This is a genomic window from Streptomyces sp. NPDC027185 (assembly GCF_055567035.1).
The window spans coordinates 510,888-528,402 of sequence record NZ_JBVHRF010000002.1; the positions used below are offsets into that span (position 1 = coordinate 510,888).

Annotated in this window: 18 protein-coding genes; 5 read left to right on the forward strand and 13 right to left on the reverse strand. The window is 72.5% G+C overall.

Going from position 1 to position 17,515, the window contains the following annotated elements; all coding sequences use genetic code 11:
* Positions 1-117: 117 nt before the first annotated feature.
* On the forward strand, positions 118-672 hold the full coding sequence (locus ACZ4M8_RS07435) for a PPA1309 family protein (protein WP_467604153.1): 555 nt from the start codon (positions 118-120) through the stop codon (positions 670-672).
* A 90-nt stretch (positions 673-762) separates the two neighbouring features.
* On the opposite strand, the gene ACZ4M8_RS07440 is transcribed toward ACZ4M8_RS07435, so the two are convergent.
* From ACZ4M8_RS07440 to ACZ4M8_RS07455, 4 genes are all read right to left on the reverse strand, one after another.
* Complete coding sequence (locus ACZ4M8_RS07440; RefSeq protein WP_467604155.1) at positions 763-1,851, reverse strand: YlbL family protein; 1,089 nt, start codon at positions 1,849-1,851, stop codon at positions 763-765.
* Positions 1,852-1,965: 114 nt separating this feature from the next.
* Complete coding sequence (locus tag ACZ4M8_RS07445) at positions 1,966-2,139, reverse strand: hypothetical protein (RefSeq protein WP_399086130.1); 174 nt, start codon at positions 2,137-2,139, stop codon at positions 1,966-1,968.
* 177 nt (positions 2,140-2,316) lie between these two features.
* Positions 2,317-2,796, reverse strand: coding sequence for a molybdenum cofactor biosynthesis protein MoaE (locus ACZ4M8_RS07450; RefSeq protein WP_467604156.1), 480 nt, complete (start codon positions 2,794-2,796; stop codon positions 2,317-2,319).
* Between the two features lie 121 nt (positions 2,797-2,917).
* Positions 2,918-4,069 carry an SDR family oxidoreductase gene (locus ACZ4M8_RS07455; RefSeq protein ID WP_467604158.1) on the reverse strand — a complete coding sequence of 384 codons (1,152 nt, stop codon included), beginning with the start codon at positions 4,067-4,069 and terminating at the stop codon, positions 2,918-2,920.
* 191 nt (positions 4,070-4,260) lie between these two features.
* Between ACZ4M8_RS07455 and ACZ4M8_RS07460 the strand changes: the two genes are divergently transcribed.
* Both ACZ4M8_RS07460 and ACZ4M8_RS07465 read left to right on the forward strand, forming a co-directional pair.
* Positions 4,261-5,721: a zinc-dependent metalloprotease gene (locus tag ACZ4M8_RS07460; protein ID WP_467604161.1), complete on the forward strand. Its 1,461-nt coding sequence runs from the start codon at positions 4,261-4,263 to the stop codon at positions 5,719-5,721.
* Positions 5,718-6,248: an NUDIX hydrolase gene (locus ACZ4M8_RS07465; protein ID WP_467604164.1), complete on the forward strand. Its 531-nt coding sequence runs from the start codon at positions 5,718-5,720 to the stop codon at positions 6,246-6,248. Before ACZ4M8_RS07460 ends, ACZ4M8_RS07465 begins: the two co-directional genes overlap by 4 nt.
* A 184-nt stretch (positions 6,249-6,432) precedes the next feature.
* Here ACZ4M8_RS07465 and ACZ4M8_RS07470 read toward each other — a convergent pair whose 3' ends face one another.
* The 4 genes from ACZ4M8_RS07470 to ACZ4M8_RS07485 form a co-directional block, all read right to left on the reverse strand.
* The gene (locus tag ACZ4M8_RS07470; RefSeq protein ID WP_467604166.1) at positions 6,433-7,191 is read right to left on the reverse strand and encodes an AIM24 family protein; all 759 of its coding nucleotides are present in this window, start codon (positions 7,189-7,191) and stop codon (positions 6,433-6,435) included.
* Positions 7,192-7,207: 16 nt separating this feature from the next.
* A complete protein-coding gene (locus tag ACZ4M8_RS07475; RefSeq protein WP_399086148.1) occupies positions 7,208-7,891 on the reverse strand; it encodes an AIM24 family protein in 684 nt (227 codons plus the stop codon).
* Between the two features lie 14 nt (positions 7,892-7,905).
* Entirely contained in the window at positions 7,906-9,651 is a 1,746-nt protein-coding gene (locus ACZ4M8_RS07480) for a TerD family protein (protein WP_467604169.1), read from the reverse strand.
* A gap of 107 nt (positions 9,652-9,758) precedes the next feature.
* Positions 9,759-10,331, reverse strand: a complete 573-nt coding sequence (locus ACZ4M8_RS07485; RefSeq protein WP_467605291.1) for a M48 metallopeptidase family protein — start codon at positions 10,329-10,331, stop codon at positions 9,759-9,761.
* 249 nt (positions 10,332-10,580) lie between these two features.
* Between ACZ4M8_RS07485 and ACZ4M8_RS07490 the strand changes: the two genes are divergently transcribed.
* Positions 10,581-11,717, forward strand: coding sequence for a ThiF family adenylyltransferase (locus ACZ4M8_RS07490; RefSeq protein ID WP_467604172.1), 1,137 nt, complete (start codon positions 10,581-10,583; stop codon positions 11,715-11,717).
* 34 nt (positions 11,718-11,751) lie between these two features.
* A complete protein-coding gene (locus ACZ4M8_RS07495) occupies positions 11,752-13,161 on the forward strand; it encodes an ABC1 kinase family protein (RefSeq protein ID WP_467604175.1) in 1,410 nt (469 codons plus the stop codon).
* Between the two features lie 36 nt (positions 13,162-13,197).
* On the opposite strand, the gene ACZ4M8_RS07500 is transcribed toward ACZ4M8_RS07495, so the two are convergent.
* From ACZ4M8_RS07500 to ACZ4M8_RS07520, 5 genes are all read right to left on the reverse strand, one after another.
* The gene (locus tag ACZ4M8_RS07500; RefSeq protein WP_467605388.1) at positions 13,198-13,461 is read right to left on the reverse strand and encodes a hypothetical protein; all 264 of its coding nucleotides are present in this window, start codon (positions 13,459-13,461) and stop codon (positions 13,198-13,200) included.
* A gap of 172 nt (positions 13,462-13,633) precedes the next feature.
* Positions 13,634-13,951, reverse strand: coding sequence for a hypothetical protein (locus tag ACZ4M8_RS07505; protein WP_467604178.1), 318 nt, complete (start codon positions 13,949-13,951; stop codon positions 13,634-13,636).
* Complete coding sequence (locus ACZ4M8_RS07510) at positions 13,948-14,301, reverse strand: WhiB family transcriptional regulator (protein WP_030280963.1); 354 nt, start codon at positions 14,299-14,301, stop codon at positions 13,948-13,950. The genes ACZ4M8_RS07505 and ACZ4M8_RS07510 overlap by 4 nt, the downstream gene beginning before the upstream one ends.
* A 116-nt stretch (positions 14,302-14,417) precedes the next feature.
* Positions 14,418-14,741 (reverse strand): hypothetical protein, encoded by a 324-nt coding sequence (locus ACZ4M8_RS07515; RefSeq protein ID WP_467604180.1) that lies wholly within the window; start codon positions 14,739-14,741, stop codon positions 14,418-14,420.
* Between the two features lie 142 nt (positions 14,742-14,883).
* A complete protein-coding gene (locus ACZ4M8_RS07520; protein WP_467604183.1) occupies positions 14,884-17,133 on the reverse strand; it encodes an ATP-dependent DNA helicase UvrD2 in 2,250 nt (749 codons plus the stop codon).
* Positions 17,134-17,515: the final 382 nt, after the last annotated feature.

The window sequence follows — 17,515 nt, forward strand, 5'->3', positions numbered from 1 at the left end:
ACCTCGAAGATCGCTGTCGTGTGGAACAGGCCCGGAGATAGTAGGACCCACTGAACCAACTTACGAAGGCTTTACCCGGTTCCCGATTTCCGGGGTTCACAGGGCACGATGTGAAACATGACGAACCTCCCCGTGGACGGCACCCCGCTCGCCGCCTCTCCGCTGACCCGCGCGGTACTCGAGATCGACGAGTACAGCGCCGGACTGGGCTGGGACCAGCCCGCCCGCCTCTTCGCCCTCGTGGACTCCGCCAAGCTGCGGGAACAGGAGCCCGCACTCGCCTCCCAGCTGGGCATCGACGACGACGCGGCCGCGTCGCTGACCCCTGTCGAGCAGGACGAGATCCCCGCCGGGACCCCGCTCGACGAATTCCTCGCCACCATCGCCTGGCCGGACGCGGTCGCCGGGTGCGCGCTGACCGTGGAGCGGCTGATGCTGCCGCCGTCGGCCGAGGACGCGGTGCCCGCCGGGCTGGACGAGAAGCAGCTCGCCGCGTGGGTGGCCGAGCACCCGGACCGTCAGGAGGTCCGGATGACGGTGGCCGTGCTGCGTGACGGTGACCGCGAGTCGGCGCTGCGGCTGCGGGAGAAGGACGCGACGTCCGAGGTGCTGACGGGCGCCTCGCTGGTACCGGGCCTCGCGGACGCGCTGGCGGCGACGTTCGAGGCGTGACCCGGGGCGGGCGGCGTACGGGATGACTCCCCCGTACGCCGGACGCGGCCCCGGGGCGCGCCCGCCGCGCCCCGCCCGGCGTGCGATGCCCTAGTGGGACGGGGAGCAGCTGGGCAGACCCTCGGGATGCCCGCTGCTGATCTTCTGCAGTGCCTTGACGGCGTCACCTATGGTGTCGACCTTGACGAGGGTGAGCCCCTCGGGGGTGTCCTTCGCCGCGGAGGCGCAGTTGTCCTTCGGGGTGAGGAAGTACTCGGCGCCCTTGGCGCGCGCGCCGACCGTCTTCATGGAGATACCGCCGATCGGGCCGACCTTGCCGTCGTCGTCGATGGTGCCGGTGCCCGCGATGAACTTGCCGCCGGTGAGGTTCTGCTCGCTGAGCTTGTCGACGATGCCGAGGGCGAACATCAGCCCGGCGCTGGGGCCGCCCACATCGGCGAGCTTGACGTCGATGGTGAACGGGAAGACGTGGTCGACGCCCGCCTGGATGCCGACGAGGGCGCGGCCGTCGGCCTTCACCGTCGGGACCGTGATGTCCTTGCGGCCGCTCCCGGGCTGCTTCCCCTTCTTCTCGTCCGCCGCCGCGTTCTTGGCGGGGATGACCGTGAAGACGACCTTGTCCCCGGGCTTGTGACGGGTGACGAGCTTGGTGACGTCGTCCCGCGCCTTCACCGGCGTACCGTCCACGGCCTTGATCACATCGCCGGCGTGCAGCAGGCCGTCGGCCGGCTTGCCCTTGAGCACGGAGGCGACGACGGTCTGGGTGGCGACGGGGATGTTCAGCTGCTTCAACGCCGCGACCTTGGCGCTCTCCTGGGACTGGGAGAACTCCTCGGCGTTCTCCTGGTCGGCCTGCTCGGCGGTCTGCCCCTCGGGGTAGAGCGTCTTGTGCGGGACGACGGCGGCGTCGGGGTCGAGCCAGCCGTAGACCGCTTCCAGGAGATTCATGGTGTAGTCGGGGCCGGTGACGCGGACGGTGGTCATGTTGAGGTGACCGGTCGTCGGATACGTCTTGTGGCCGGAGATCCGCAGCACCGGCTGGCCGTCGTGGTCGCCAAGGGTGTTGACGGTGGGGCCCGGTGACATCTCGGCGTACGGCACGGGAATGAGCACCCCGGCGCAGAGCAGCGCGATCAGCATCAGTGTCGAGGCGAGCAGCGTCGCGGTGCGGCGTGGCATGGAACGACAGTACGGGACGGGTATGACAACCGGCTCGCGGGGCCGTCCGTACGAGGCGATCGGCCGACGGCCGCCCGCCGCCCGGACGTTCCGGTGCGGCGGGCGGCCGTCGGGTCAGACCAGATCGGATCCGGAGTGCTCGCGCTCCATCGCGGCCCGGAAGCGTTCGTATCCGGCGAGTTCCGCGATGTCACCGCCGCTCTTGCGGTTGCGTTGTGCCCAGGTGCTCCACAGGACGGCGGCGAGCGCGGCGAGAACCGGAATCAACAGCCAGAGGAGCGCACCCATAGTGGCCTCCTGAAAATGTCCCACCGCGATCGACGAATAAGCAGATTAACCATCTGCCAGCTCAACGCTCACGCCAGGGGGCGGGTTACGCAACCGGAATCCACCCACCCGGTCGGCTCCGTGTCCGGGGGCCGTCCGGGCGGTGTGCCGGGGCCGGGTGCGTGATCCGGGGTGCGTTCAGGCGCCGACCCACTCCTCGGTGCCGTCCGAGAAGGTCTGGTGCTTCCAGATCGGCACCGTCGCCTTGAGGTCGTCGATCAGCCTGCGGCACGCGGCGAACGCCTCGGCGCGGTGCGGGCAGGAGACCGCGACGACGACGGCGAGATCGCCGACGGCCAGATCGCCGACGCGGTGGACGGCGGCCAGCGCGCGGACCGGGAAGTCGGCGGCGACCTTCTCGGCGACCTGCCGCAGCTCCGCCTCGGCCGTGGGGTGCGCGGAGTAGCCGAGCCCGTCGACGTCGGTGCCGCCGTCGTGGGAGCGGACCGTGCCGACGAACAGCGCGGTGCCGCCCGCCGCGGCGTCGCCGACGGCCGCGAACACCTCGTCGACGGAGAGCGGCGTCTCGCGGATCGCCAGCAGCCGTACGGGGTCGGCCGCCGCCCGCTCTCCGGGGTGGTCACGGCCTGGGGTCGGGGTGACGTGCGTGCCAGACATGCCGCCATCGTGCCGCACCGGGCCCCGGAACGGGAATGGCCGTTTCCCCCGGGCGCGGGACGCCCGCACTTGGAGGGTCCTACAGGCACAGGCCCCCGGGCGCCGCACACGGCGGGCCCGGTCAGATCCGGCGGCGGGCCTTCCGGGCGCGGCGGACCAGCGCGGCGGTGCCCAGAAGGGCGACGGTCGCACCGGCGGCGCCGGCGGCGGTGGCGTCCTTGCGGCCCAGACGGCGTCCGGCGACGGTGTGCCGTCCGGCGACCTCCTCCAGCAGCTCGGCGAGGACCTCCTCGTTGGTCCACCGGGGCCGCCAGCCCGCCTCGTGCAGCCGGCTGCCGCTGACCACCCAGGGGTGCATGGTGTACGCGAGGTCCCCGGCGGGCGAGGGGGTCAGCCCGATGCGGTGCAACCGGGCCGCGGCGCCCAGGGCGACCGAGGACGGCAGTTCCATGCGCCGGATGCCGGACAGCTCCTCGACCTCCTCCTGGTCCAGCCAGCCGTCGCAACCGACCGCCAGCTCGCCCTCGACCTTCTCCAGGGCGGCGTACTCCAGGGCGCCGACCAGGTCCTCGACGTGGCAGAACTGCCAGGCGGGGCGGGAACCCGCGACGACCAGGAGGCGCGGCGACTCGAAATAGCGGGTCAGGGCGGTGTCGGTGCCGCCGACGAGGACGGCGGGCCGGACGACGGTGCAGTTCAGGCCGGGGTGGGCGCGGGGCGCGCGCTGGGCGAGGCGTTCGATCTCCAGGAGGTCGCCGACCCCGGTGGCGTCGGCGGTGGCCCGCAGCTCGGCGTCCTCGGCCAGCGGGATGTCGTTGTCGGGGAGCGCGCCGTAGACCATCGCGGAGGTGCAGAGCACGACGCGGTGCACCCCGGCGGCGGCCGCGGCGGTCAGGACGGTCTGGGTGCCGCGGACGTTGTAGGCGGTACGGGCGGCGGCGTCGGACTCCAGGTCGAGGTCGAGCGCGAGGTGCACGACGACGTCGGCGCCCTGCAGTTTCCCGGCGATGGCCGGGTCCCGGATGTCCAGGACGTGCCAGTGGGCCTCGGGGACGTCACCGCGCCGCTCGTCGATGGCGATGACCTGCTTGACCTCGTCGGATGCGGCCAGGGCGCGGGTCAGCAGCGCGCCGACGCCGGTGGCGGCTCCGGTGACGGCGATGACGGGGCGGCGGCCTGGCCGCGGGGCCGGGCCCTCGGTGCCGGGCCCGGTCTGCGGGGTCGGGGCGTCAGCGTTTCGCGCTGCGCGAACGGTCGGATCTGGGGAACTCACCGGGCGTCTCCAGCGGTTGTCTTCAGTACGTATGCGTACCGGCGCGTACGTACAGGTGGCGTCCATCCTGCCGCAGGCGTCCCGACAGCGGAGCACCGAGCCCCGAAGCTCTCGGGGTGTCTAGGCTGGAGGGTGATGTCGGGCAGCCGCCGTCGGCCCGGGGCCGGCGGCCCTACGAGCCGAGGAAACCCGTGAGTGACACCCCATTCGGATTCGGCCTTCCGCCGGAGGAGCCGGAGGACGGCGACAACGGCAAGAAGAAGGGCGGCCAGGGAGGTAGCCAGGGCCCCGCGGACCCGTTCGGGTTCGGCGGCGGGAGCGGTGGCGCGGACAATCCGTTCGCGGCGCTCTTCGGCGGCATGGGCGGCCCGGAGGGCCAGATGAGCCCCGGCGACCTCGGCGCCGCCTTCCAGAAGCTGGGCCAGATGCTCTCGTACGAGGGCGGGCCGGTGAACTGGGAGATGGCCAAGGACATCGCGCGGCAGACGGTCGCGCAGGGCACCGAGGAGGGCGGCAAGGACGCCTCCGTCTCGCCGGGTGAGCGCACCGCGGTCGAGGAGGCGGTCCGCCTGGCCGACCTGTGGCTGGACGGTGTGACGTCGCTGCCGTCGGGTGCCGGGACGGTCGTGGCGTGGAGCCGGGCGGAGTGGGTCGAGGAGACCCTGCCGGTCTGGAAGGACCTGGTGAATCCGCTCGCGGAGCGGGTCGGGTCGGCGATGGGCGATGTGCTGCCCGGTGAGATGCAGGCCATGGCGGGTCCGCTGCTGGGCATGATGCGCTCCATGGGCGGTGCGATGTTCGGCACCCAGATCGGGCAGGCGCTGGGCGTTCTGGCGGGCGAGGTCGTCGGCTCCACGGACGTGGGGCTGCCGCTGGGCCCGGCCGGGAAGGCGGCGCTGCTGCCCAAGAACATCGCGACGTTCGGCTCCGGGCTCGGCGTGCCCGAGGAGGAGGTGCGGCTCTATCTGGCGCTGCGGGAGGCCGCCCACCAGCGGCTCTTCGCGCATGTGCCGTGGCTGCGCTCGCATCTGTTCGGCGCGGTGGAGGGATACGCCCGGGGCATCAAGGTCGACACCTCGAAGCTGGAGGACGTCGTCGGCCAGATCGACCCGCAGCACCCCGAGGAGCTGCAGAACGCCCTTCAGCAGGGCATGTTCCAGCCGGAGGACACCCCGGAGCAGAAGGCCGCGCTGGCGCGGCTGGAGACGGCGTTGGCGCTGGTCGAGGGCTGGGTGGACGCGGTGGTGCACGCCGCCGCGGCGCCGCATCTGCCGTCCGCGGACGCGCTGCGGGAGACGCTGCGGCGGCGGCGGGCGACCGGTGGCCCGGCGGAGCAGACGTTCTCCACGCTGATCGGGCTCCAGCTGCGGCCGCGGCGGCTGCGGGACGCCTCCCGGCTGTGGGCGTCGCTGACGGACGCCCGGGGTCTGGAGGGCCGCGACGCCCTGTGGGCGCACCCGGACATGCTGCCGACCGCCGCCGATCTCGACGATCCGGACGGCTTCGTCCACCACGAGCAGATGGACTTCTCCGAGCTGGACAAGATGCTGGGCGATGCGGCGAGCGGTACCGAGGGGCCGCGGAAGCCGCAGGCGGACGGCGGTTCCGGCGCGGACGGCGAGGGTGACACGAAGGGCGACGGCGGCCGATGAGCCTCCACGACGAGGCGGTGCGGGCGCTCAAGGAGTGGTCCGCGCCGTCGCCCACCCAGGAGAAGCTGCGGCTGGCGTACCTGGAGCATCTGGCCGCGCACCCCGACGGTACGGGCAAGCCCTGCCGGGCGGGGCATCTGACGGCGAGCGCGCTGGTGATCGATCCGGTGGGCGGGCGGGTGCTGCTGACGCTGCACCGCAAGCTGAAGATGTGGCTGCAGATGGGCGGTCACTGCGAGCCGGAGGACGCGACGCTGGCGGACGCGGCGCTGCGTGAGGCGCGTGAGGAGTCCGGCATCACGCGGGGCCTGGAGCTGCTGCCCGGCGGCCCGGTGCGGCTGGACCGCCATCACACACCGTGCGCCTGGCATCTGGATGTGCAGTACGCCGCGGTGGTGCCCGAGGGCGCGGTGGCCCGGATCAGCGACGAATCGCTGGATCTGCTGTGGTTCCGCTACGACGAGGTCGCGGCGGTCGCCGACGACTCGGTGGTCCGGCTGATGGAAGGCGCGCGGGCGCTGCTGTAGCGGGCATGCCCGGGGCGCCGTACGGGCGGGTGCCGCACGGCCGGCGGCGGCGCCCGGTCGGCCGCCGTACGGGCTGCCGCCGGAGCGCCGTCTCCGCAGCCGTGAAGAGCAGGCTCCGCGGCTCCGCGGTCGGAGGAGATCCGGGCCCGGGTGGCTTCGCCGTCCCGGGCCCGGACCCGCGCCGTCAGTTGGTGAAGATGTTGCCCTGGTTGTAGCCGCGGGCGCCCTGCTGGCCCATGCCGAACTGGGCGGCGAGGCCGGAGCCGATGACGGCGTTCTGCGGCGGGAGCAGTTCGCTGGGCTGGACCAGGGCGTATCCCTGACCGAGGAAGCTCAGCTCCCAGCCCTCGCCGGTGTTGCCGCGGCGGCGCCAGACGCCGGAGGAGTGTGTCTGGGCCTGCATCTGGACGCGCAGCGACGCGGACCAGGCGACGACCGCGTCGGCGTCGGCGTTGACGTAGGTCTCCGGGGTGACCGGCAGCATCAGCGGCTGGCCGGAGGTCATGAGGACGACCTTGCCCTGACCTGCGATGTTGAGCTGGTACTTGCCGGTGCCGGAGATGCCGTACTGGCTGTCGACGGAGACGGCGTCCCAGTGGAGACCGGAGTCGAGCGCCAGGACGTAGCTGCTGTCGACGGTGAGGCCCTGGTGGTCGACGTCGAGGATGTGGACGTACTGGGCGAGGTTGGCGAGGTAGACGGTCCCCTGGCCGGAGATACGCATCAGGTCCAGGCCCTCACCGGTGACGGCGCGGGCGCGGTGCTGGCCCTGGGTCTGGTAGTCGCCCTCGAATTCGAGGAGTCCCTGGTAGGCGACCATGGAGCCCTTACGGGCGAGGAGGTCCTCGTGTCCTTCGAGGGCGACGCGCAGCAGCTGGGAGTTCTGCAGTGCGTAGCGGTCCTGGGTCTGCGCCTCGGTGTGGGCGAAAAGCGGGCTCTGCATGTTCCTCGGTCCCCCTTCAGCCCCGGGCCCGGAGCCGGTCGGTGCTGTCCTCGCTGGGCTGGACGACGACGAAACCCTGGCCGGAGAAGCCGAGTTGGTACGCCTCGCCGCTGCCGCGTCCGATCATCGAGGACGCCTTGAAGCTGCGCTTGCCCTTCATCTTCAGGTTGGTCGACCAGGCCACGAGGGCGTCGGGGTCGACGTACGTCTCGTCCTCGCCGCGTCCGCAGTCGACGACGATGGGGGTGCCGCGGGAGGTGAGGGCCACCCAGCCGGTGCCGGATATGCCGACGTTGAACAGTCCCTGACCGGCGAACTTGGCCATGCCCTTGACGCGTTGGACGCCCCACTGGAGCTGGGCGTCGAGGGCGAGGAGGTTGGTGCCGCTGACGGACAGCGACTCGCCGTTGAGGTGGATGCAGACGACGTCGGCGCCGTAGTCGGCGAGGTAGAGGACACCGTCACCGCTGCACTTCATCAGCGGGGCGCCCTCGCCGGTGATCCACTGGGAGGCCATCTGACGGACGGCGGGCGGGTTGGGCTCGTACTGGATGAAGCCCTCGTAGGCGATCATCGATCCGGTGCGGGCGTAGACGTCGTGGCCGCTCTGCATGGCGATCTTGGCCATGGCGCTGCCGTGGTTCTCCATGCGGGCGGCGGGCGGGGTCGGGGCGTAGCCCGACAGCTGCTGCTGGGTCATGATGGCGGGCTCCCTCAGACCTCGTAGGGCTGGACGACGATGAAGTTGCCGGGCGCGCCGCGGAACTGGAGGTTCACGGACTCGCCGGAGTGGCCGGGGTAGGCGTGGCGGCGCATGCTCACCTGGCTGGAGACGATCACCTGCGCGGCGGCGGACCACGCCACGACGGCGTTGGCGTCGGCGAAGGTGGTGGGCGTGACGGGCAGGACGACGGGGGTGCCGTGGGTCTTGATCACGACGGTGCCGGTGCCCTGGAACTGGAGGGTGAACAGGGCGCCCCCCGGTATGCCGTGGCCCTCGATACGGCGCACCTCGTGCTGGAGCGACTCGTCGAAGGCGAGGACGCTGTCCGCGGAGACGCACAGGGCGTCGCCCTGGAGCTCCACGGGGTGGATGTGGGTGCCCTCCTCCGCGAAGAAGACCTGGCCCTGGCCGGTGCAGCGCATCAGCTGCATCTCCTGGCCGGTGGCGTTGCCGACGAGGCGGCCGCGCAGGCCCGCGCCCTTGTAGTTGAAGTCGACCTTGCCCTGGTAAAGCACCATGCTGCCCTGGCGGGCGAGGACCGCCTGGCCGTCGACACCGAGGTCGACGCGGATCAGTTTGCCGTTCTGGAGCGTCCAGCGCTGCCCGGTGGGGGCTTCCTTGTACTTCTCCAGGACGACGCCGAGACCGGGCCCGCCGTCCTGCGGCACGGCCGGTGCCTGACCGGGGTGGGGCGCGCCGGGCGCCTGCCCGTACGGGGCGGGGGCCTGCGGCGGGAACTGTCCGGGCGGCCCTTGCGGCGCGCCGGGGCCGCCGGGCGCGGGTGCCCCGCCGTAGGGCGCCTGCCCCGGGGTGCCGTAGGGGGTCTGCCCGTACGGGTCGGGGCCGGGTGCGGGCTGTCCGTACGGCGCCGGGTGCTGGCCTCCGGGGATACCGGGGGCGGCGGGCGGCGGTACGGGTGCGGCGGCCGGCGTCATCGGGGCGCCGGGCGGGACGAGGGGCGCGGCCATGGTGGGCGCGTTGTGCACCTGGGGCGCGGCGGGCTGCGGCTGCTGGGGTGCGGGCGGGGTGCCCTGGGGAGCGCCGAAGCCGGGGGCCGGCTGCTGCGGGGCGGCCGGCTGGGGCTGCGGGGGCGCCGGGGCCTGCGGCGCGGCGGGGGCGGCGAAGGCCGGGGCCGGCCCGGCAGGCGGGGCGAAGGCGGGCGCGGCCTGCGCGGGTTCGGACGCGGCGGTCTCAGGGGCCGCCTCCTCCTCGGCGACCTCACCGCCGAAGTTCTTCAGCAGCGCCTCCAGGCCGCCGTCGAAGCCCTGGCCGACGGCGGCGAACCGCCAGACGTCCTTGAGGTAGAAGTCGCCGAGCATGACGGCGCGCTCGGTGCTGAACTCGGAGCCGTTGAAGGAGTAGCGGGCGACCTCTTCGCCGCCCGCGACGATGCGGAGGTAGCCGGGGCCGATCTGGGAGACCTGGCCGGCGCCGTCGAGAGCCGCGGTGAACGACAGCTTCCGGATGTGCGGCGGGACGCGGTCGAGCGTGACCCGGAAGGACTGGGTGTCCCCGGCCTGTTCGCCGAGCTGCTGGATGGCCTGCTCGGGCGAGGCGGGCTGGTTGAAGAAGATGAAGTACCGGTCGTCGGAGAGCCGTTCGTCGGCGTCGAGACCGAAACAGCTGATGTCGAAGGTGAGCCCCGGTCCGCCGATCTGCACGCCGACGTACAGGTCGGTGCCTGCCGTCAGATCACCGATCTTGGCCTTGTGGCCCCGCTGGAATTCCCTGGCCATAGGTAACGCCTGTCCCCCGCTCCGGCTGTGGGTCGGTACTGCGGGTCAGGCTATCCGCTGCCACCGACAGTGCGGGGCGCCGGGGCGTGATCGGTGCGGGTCCGGGGTCAGCCGGAGGCTGCGGGCGGGTGCGGCAGACGGCCGGCGGCGGCGACGCCTTCGAGGTAGCCGCGGGCCCGTTCGGTGCGCGGATAGGCGTCGAGCAGTTCCCAGAACCGCCGCCCGTGGCCGGGTACGAGGAGGTGGGCGAGCTCGTGCAGCAGGACGTAGTCGACCACGTATTCGGGCATGCCCTGGAGGCGGTGCGAGAGGCGGATGGTGCCCTCGGCAGGGGTGCACGAGCCCCAGCGGCTGTTCTGGTTGGTGACCCAGCGCACCGACGCCGGGCGGGCGGCGCCGTCCAGGAACCGTGCCGACAGTCCGGCGGCGCGTTCGGCCAGCTCGGCGTCGCCGGGGCGCCGCCTGCCGTCCTTCGCGGCGAGCCGCTCCAGCATCACGGCGACCCAGCGTTCCTCCTCGGCGCGGGACATCCGGTCCGGTATCAGGACGACGGTGCGGTCGCCCTCCCGGCGGGCGGAGACGGTGCTGCGCCGCCGGGCGCTGCGCCGCACCTCGACGGGACCGGGCGCCGCCGGGGCGCCGGAACGGGAGTCACGAGGGTCGGGGGCGGCGGGTCGCAGGGGTCCTCCTTCTCCGGGGCGTACGGGGTGCGTGGCGGGTGTGCCGCGCCCGAGGCTACTCGCGGCCACCGACATCCGTCCCGGCCCGGAGCCAGGCCGGTTGTCCACAGGCGGCCAGATTCGTATGACCGCGTGGCATCGGCCTGTGGACAACTCGCGGGGGCTTCCGGCCGCCGGCGCATGCTGTGTTCTCAGTCCGCGGAGGGCCCGCGGAAGGACCGGTGAACGGGGGCGGATGCGATGCGTCCGATGATCAAGCCGGCGCTGCGGCGCGGTTGGCGGGACAGGGCGACGGTGCAGTACGGAGTGGCGCCCGCGCACGCGGTGGTGGTGGGGCCCATCGACATCGCGACGGGCTACTTCCTCGATCTGATCGACGGCACCCGCACCCTGGACGAGCTGCTCGCCCAGGCCCGTGCGCTGGATCTGGCGCCCGCCCGCGCGCGGGGCGTGCTGGACCGGCTGGGCGCGGCGGGGCTGCTGGAGGTGGCGTCCGGGGGCGGTCCCGGTGCCGACGCGGTCCGGGCGGACGCCGCGGCCTGTGCCCGTCTCCGCCCGGACCTGGCGTCGCTGTCCGCGCGGTATCCGGAGACCGCAGGTGCGTGGGGGCGTATAGGGGCGCGGCGGGCGGTCCGCGCGCGGGTGCGGGGCGCCGGTCGGGTGGGGGCGGCCGTCGCCGCGCTGCTCGCCGCGTCGGGCATCGGCCGGGTGGAGGTGCTGGACGGCGGGAAGGTCGAGCCGTGGGACGTACTGCCCGGCGGGTACCGCGCGGACCAGATCGGAGAGCGGCGGGCCACGGCCGCACGGCGGCTGGTGCGCGAGGCGTCGCCATGGGAGCGGGTCCCTCGGCCGGTGGTCCCGGTGAGCGAGACGGGCGAGCCGGGCCTGTCCCTGGTGGTCCTCACCCCGCGGGACGGGCTGGGCGCGTACACCCCCGACCCGCTGCTGTCCGAGCCGCTGCTGACGGCCGGTATCCCGCATCTGTACGCGGGCGTGATCGAGGGGACGGGTGTGGTGGGTCCGCTGGTGGTACCGGGCCTGTCCGCGTGTGCCGGGTGCGATGAGCTGCGGCGTACGGAGGCGGAGCCGGCGTGGCCGAGGCTGCTGGCGCAGTGGCGGTCGGGCCGGGCCTCCTCCGCGGTGCCGGCGTGTGACGCCTCGTTGGCCACGCTGGTCGCCGGGCAGGCCGCAGCGCAGGCGTTGACGTTCCTCGACGGGACGCTGCCGCCGTGCACCGGCGCCCGGTGGGAGTTCGCGCTGCCGGGTGCGGGCATGCGCACCTCGTCGATCGTGCCGCACCCGGAGTGCGGGTGCGGTGCCGCGCGGTCCGCGGCATCCGAGGCCGCCTCGGTCCCGGAGCGGCAGCACGCCACAATGACGGAGTAACCCCGCTCGGGGACAGTGTGAGTTGGAGGGGCGCATGTCTGATCTTCCCCGTAAGGCAGTCACCCGTACCGCCAAGCTGGCCGCGCTGCCCCTGGGGTTCGCCGGCCGCGCCACCTGGAGTCTCGGCAAGCGGATCGGCGGCCGGTCCGCCGAGATCGTCGGCCGTGAGCTGCAACAACGCACCGCCGAACAGCTTTTCAAGGTGCTGGGTGAGCTGAAGGGCGGGGCGATGAAGTTCGGGCAGGCGCTGTCCGTCTTCGAATCGGCGCTGCCGGAGGAGGTGGCCGGCCCGTACCGCGCGGCGCTGACCAAGCTTCAGGAGGCGGCGCCACCCATGCCGACGAGCACCGTGCACGCCGTCCTCGCCGAACGGCTGGGCGAGGAGTGGCGGGAGCTGTTCCAGGAGTTCGAGGACAAGCCGTCGGCGGCCGCTTCCATCGGCCAGGTGCACCGGGCGGTGTGGCACGACGGCCGTGCCGTGGCGGTCAAGGTGCAGTACCCGGGCGCCGGCGAGGCGCTGCTGTCGGACCTCACCCAACTGAGCCGCTTCGCCCGCCTGCTGGGCCCGCTGATCCCCGGCATGGACGTCAAACCGCTGATCACCGAGTTGCGCGACCGGGTCGCGGAGGAGTTGGACTACGCGCTGGAGGCCGAGGCACAGCAGGCGCACGCCGCGGAGTTCGGCGGCGACGGGGACGTCCGGGTCCCGGCCGTGGTCCACCAGAGCGATCAGGTCCTGGTCACGGAGTGGCTGGACGGCATACCGCTGGCAGAGATCATCGCCTATGGCACCCCGGAGCAGCGGGACCGCGCGGGGCAGTTGCTGGCACGGTTCCTGTTCTCCGGCCCGGCACGTACGGGTCTGCTGCACGCCGACCCGCATCCGGGCAACTTCCGGTTGCTGGCCGACGACGGGCCGGTGAGCGAATGGCGGCTCGGAGTCCTGGACTTCGGGACGGTGGACCGGCTGCCCGAGGGGCTGCCCCCGACGATCGGCACCGCACTGCGGATGACGCTGGACGGCCGGGCCGAGGTGGTCCATCAGCAGTTGTGCGACGAAGGATTCGTGAAGGAGTCCGTAGAACTGGACCCGGAGGAGGTGCTGGAGTATCTGCTGCCGATCATCGAACCGGCACAGGCCGAGGAGTTCACCTTCACCCGGGAGTGGATGCGGCGTCAGGCCGCCCGCATCAGCGACCCCCGCTCCCCTGCCCACCAGCTGGGCAAACAGCTCAACCTTCCCCCCGCCTACCTGCTGATACACCGGGTCACGCTGAGCACCATCGGCGTGCTGTGCCAACTGGGGGCGACGGTCCGGCTGCGCGGCGAACTCACCGACTGGCTGCCGGGCTTCGTCTCTCCGGACGCCCCCGCCGACAAACCGGACGAGACGGGGGCGGTGGAGCCGGACGACCGGGTGGCCACGGAAGGAGCCACCGGCTGACACCGGGGACACCCCGGCCCGCACGGCGTCGGCAGGTCACCAGTGGACGGAGTCCAGGCGTCCTTCGATGGCACGGAGGTTCTCCCGCGCGCAGCCGTCACAGTGGTAGCGCCGGACACCGTTCTCCACCGAACAGGTCCACAGCGGCGGGCTTCCCTCGGCAACAGCGCCGCAGCGGGCGCAGGAGATGCCGGGAGCAGCACCGTCCCGGCTGCCCGTGTTCGTTCCCGGGCCGTCCTCGGCTTCGGTGTCGGTCCCGGCCGTCGGCTGCTGCGCCGTGCCATGTGTCGTGCGGTCCACCGTACGACGATATCTCCGCAGGCCCCGCCGCAGCGGAGACACGCGCCCGGGGCCCATCCGGCAGGACAGGCCTCGGCGCACAGCACACGGAGCGGGCCCCGTGGAGCCCCTGCCACGGCCGCCCGGCCGGGGAGGGACCGCACGCGCCCGCTCTCGTGATCCTGCTACCGCGTCACTGCATCACGGCCATGGCCAGAGCGCGACGGGCGCGGAGCGACGCGCGTTCCGCGCGCCGCTGCATACGCCGCGCGGCCGCGAGCCGGTGGCCGGTGCGTTCGGACTCGGCTTGTTGCAGGCGTTCGTGCATATGGGCACGCGCCAGGGCTTCTGGGATGAGTTGCATTTCGAGGTTCCTGTTCTGACGCGACTCGATCGCACCGGAGTTCACGGGTGCGGGCATTTCGGTGACGGTGGGGTTCATGACTGGGTCCTGCTTCCGGGGGTCCCGCGTGCCGGGACGGTCGATCGTTCCTGTGCCGGGGGTGTTCATGCCGCGACCGGGTTCTTGCGCGGACGGCCCCTCGGACGCTTCCGCGCCACGACGACGCCCTGGACGAACAGCTCTCCGCCCCAGACACCCCACGGCTCACGGCGGTCCTTGGCACCCGCCAGGCACGCCTCACGCACCGGACAGGTACGGCAGAGCGACTTGGCGTACTCCACATCCGCCGGGGATTCGGCGAAGAAGACCTCGGGGTCGTAGGTCCGGCACGGCACGGCGGCGCCGAGACGGTCGATTTCGTTGTCCAGCTCGGTGAGGGGCAGCAAGGAGTTCTCCTGAGGATCGGGCGGAGGGATCAGGTCGGTCGCAACGGACGGGGTGTGCGTCTGCAGTTGCACGGTGTGTGTTCCTCGTCTGTGTGGCCCGGCGGTGGCCGGGCGCTGGGCAAACAAAAGGGCCGCGGATCCCGGTGGGGGTTCCGCGGCCCTGGAAGGCGCCGACCTGATCATGCCGATCAGGCTGGATCTCTCCAGGGTTCAAGGCCGCGGTAGGCCCACGTTTCATGCTGGCGGTACTGCTGCTGGGATCCGGCACCATTGGCTGCCGCGGGGACAGAGGCATTCGCCACTGCCGCCACTGCCGCTACCGCAGGTGCCTGCGCCGGTCGCGCACTGCGCTCCTCCGCCACGAGGGACAGGAGGGACTCGGGACGCTTGACCTCGACACCGGAGAGGCGGCCGAAGCCGGACATACCGGTGCCCAGGAGCGAGGAGCCGAGAGCGCAGGGGGCGACGACCGAACGATCGGTCATTTTGTTCATCTCGATAAAGCTGATCACTGGTCTCGCCTCCTCTCGGCGTCTCGGTGGACCGGGAATCCCGTTCCAAACATGTTCAAGTACAACACGGAAGTTTCCGGACCCGGAAGCCCGTCATCACCGTGCTTCCGAAGGCTATGGGGATGCCGTCCGCGTGCGCAAACTATTTTTCCGACGAGTTTTCCGCGGACTCCCCGCCGTCCGCGCCGGTGCCCCCCGCAAGGCCGTCCGCAGCACCGGCGTCAAGCTCCTGACCTGCGCACAGAGCCAGCACCTCGGCCCCGAAACGGTCCAGCTTCCGCCGCCCCACACCGGAGATCTGCGCCAGCTCCCCCGCCGAATCCGGCACCGCCTCCGCGATCGCCATCAATGTCTTGTCGGTGAACACGCAGTACGTCGGCTGCGACAGCCGTGCCGCCTGCTCCGCACGCCAGTCGCGCAACCGCTCGTACAGCCCCTCGTCCAGCTCCGACGGGCAGTCCTCGCAACGCATCAGCTTCATCTCGCCCGCGTCCGTCAGGGTCCGGCCGCACACCCGGCACCGGGCGGGCTTGCGGTCCCGGCGACGGAAGCCGCCCGACAGGCCGCCCGCGCCCCGTTCGACACCGCCCACGGCCACGCCGGCCGCGCGGCGGGGCGTACCGCCGCCACCGGGCCGCAGACCGTTCAGGAACCGGCTGGGGCGCCGGGACGCCCGACCCCCCGGCGAACGCGCCAACGACCACGACAAGCCCAGATGCTCCCGCGCCCGCGTCACCCCCACGTACAGCAGGCGCCGCTCCTCCTCCACCTCCGCGTCGGACGTCGCATGGGAGATCGGCACCATGCCCTCGGTCAGCCCCACCAGGAACACCGCGTCCCACTCCAAGCCCTTCGCGGCATGCAGCGAGGCCAGCGTCACACCCTCGACCGTCGGCGCGTGCTGCGCCCGCGCCCGCTCGTCCAGCTCGGCCACCAGATCCGCGAGCGACGCCTCCGGACGGGCCCTCGCGAAGTCCTCCGCCAACCGCATCAACGCCGCCAACGACTCCCAGCGATCCCGCACCGCCCCCGAACCCTCCGGCGGCCGACTCGTCCAGCCCTTCGTGCTCAGCACCGCCCGGACCTGCGACGGGACGTCCACCGCGTCGTCCAGCAGCGCATCGTTCCCCCCGAAACGCGCGGCGCTGCGCAGCGCGACCCCCGCCTCCCGGACCTCCGGGCGCTCGAAGAACCGCTCCGCGCCCCGCAGCAGATACGGCACGCCCGCGTCCGCCAGCGCCTGCTCGTACACCTCGGACTGGGCGTTGATGCGGAACAGCACCGCTATCTCACCCGCCGACACCCCCGACGCGATCAGTTCCCCGACACGCCGGGCCACGCCCTCCGCCTCCGCCGGCTCATCGGCGTACTCGACGAACACCGGCTCCGGGCCCGGCGCGCGCTGCGAGACCAACTCCAGGCGGTGCTCCGCCGCCCGGCCGGTCGCCTGTGCCAGCACACCGTTCGCAAGGTGCACCACCTGCGGCGTCGAACGGTAATCCCGCACCAACTTCACCAGCGTCGCGCCCGGATGGCGGGTGCGGAAATTCAGCAGGTGATCGGGGGTCGCGCCGGTGAAACTGTAGATCGTCTGCCCCGGATCACCCACCACGCACAGTGAATCCCGCTCCCCCAGCCACAGCTCCAGAAGACGCTGCTGCAATGGGCTGACGTCCTGGTACTCGTCGACGACGAAATGCTGATACTGCGCCCTGACCTGCTCCGCGATGTCGTGCCGGTCCTGCAGCACCCCCACCGTCAGCAACAACACGTCCTCGAAATCGATGACGCCGCGCTCCCGCTTGAGCTGCTCGTACATCGCGTAGATCTGCCCGACCTCGGCCGCGTCACGAGGCGCCGCACGGCCCGCCTTCACCAACGCCGCCGGATAGTCCGCCGGCACCGTCTGCGTCACCTTCGACCACTCGATCTCCCCCGTGACCTCCCGCAGCTCCGCGCGGTCCAACCGCACCCGGCACCGCGCCGCCGCCTCCGCGACCACCTGCACCTTCCGCTCCAGCAACCGCGGCACCTCCCCGCCCACCGCCTTCGGCCAGAAGAACTGCAACTGCCGCAACGCCGCCGAATGGAACGTCCGCGCCTGCACCCCGCCCGCACCGAGCTGCCGCAACCGGCCCCGCATCTCCCCCGCCGCCCGCGCCGTGAACGTCACCGCCAGCACACTCGCCGGCTGCCACACCCCCGAACGCACGCCGTACGCGATCCGATGCGTGATCGCCCGCGTCTTGCCCGTGCCCGCACCCGCCAGCACACACACCGGACCCCGCAGCGCCGTCGCCACCTCACGCTGCTCCGGATCGAGCCCGTCGAGCACCGCATCGGCCGAATCCGGGACCTGCGGGAAAAGCGAAGAATCCGATGCTTCAGTCACCCCGCCATGCTGCCAGGTCCGCCGGGCGACACCCCAAACCGTCCACAGGGCACCCGGCACCGGTACGACCGCAACCGCCCGCTGTGGACAGCCGACGACGCTCCGCGCCGGAATGTGCTGGAGTGAGGGGAGACACGAGGAGGCCACGTGGGGCGAGGAGGTCACGTGGGGCGGCCCCGCAGCGCGGTCGGAGGGCTGGGGGTGTGGGGCTGATCGTGGTGGGGGCGGAGGAGGGGTGGGGTGGGGGCGGGCCCCCAGGGGGGAGGGACGGGGGAAGGGAGACCGAAGCGGAAAACCCCAGGGCCCGACGAAGCCCCCCTCTCCCCCACGCCCCTCCCCCGCCACGCCACTCCTCGTTCCGCCCCACTTTCCTCAGCCACGC

Excerpts from the sequence above, each read along its gene's own strand:
- ACZ4M8_RS07435 (WP_467604153.1), top strand. The coding sequence starts at position 118 with ATGACGAACCTCCCCGTGGACGGCACCCCGCTCGCCGCCTCTCCGCTG.
- ACZ4M8_RS07440 (WP_467604155.1), bottom strand. The coding sequence starts at position 1,851 with ATGCCACGCCGCACCGCGACGCTGCTCGCCTCGACACTGATGCTGATC.
- ACZ4M8_RS07445 (WP_399086130.1), bottom strand. The coding sequence starts at position 2,139 with ATGGGTGCGCTCCTCTGGCTGTTGATTCCGGTTCTCGCCGCGCTCGCC.
- ACZ4M8_RS07450 (WP_467604156.1), bottom strand. The coding sequence starts at position 2,796 with ATGTCTGGCACGCACGTCACCCCGACCCCAGGCCGTGACCACCCCGGA.
- ACZ4M8_RS07465 (WP_467604164.1), top strand. The coding sequence starts at position 5,718 with ATGAGCCTCCACGACGAGGCGGTGCGGGCGCTCAAGGAGTGGTCCGCG.
- ACZ4M8_RS07470 (WP_467604166.1), bottom strand. The coding sequence starts at position 7,191 with ATGCAGAGCCCGCTTTTCGCCCACACCGAGGCGCAGACCCAGGACCGC.
- ACZ4M8_RS07475 (WP_399086148.1), bottom strand. The coding sequence starts at position 7,891 with ATGACCCAGCAGCAGCTGTCGGGCTACGCCCCGACCCCGCCCGCCGCC.
- ACZ4M8_RS07480 (WP_467604169.1), bottom strand. The coding sequence starts at position 9,651 with ATGGCCAGGGAATTCCAGCGGGGCCACAAGGCCAAGATCGGTGATCTG.
- ACZ4M8_RS07490 (WP_467604172.1), top strand. The coding sequence starts at position 10,581 with ATGATCAAGCCGGCGCTGCGGCGCGGTTGGCGGGACAGGGCGACGGTG.
- ACZ4M8_RS07495 (WP_467604175.1), top strand. The coding sequence starts at position 11,752 with ATGTCTGATCTTCCCCGTAAGGCAGTCACCCGTACCGCCAAGCTGGCC.
- ACZ4M8_RS07505 (WP_467604178.1), bottom strand. The coding sequence starts at position 13,951 with ATGAACACCCCCGGCACAGGAACGATCGACCGTCCCGGCACGCGGGAC.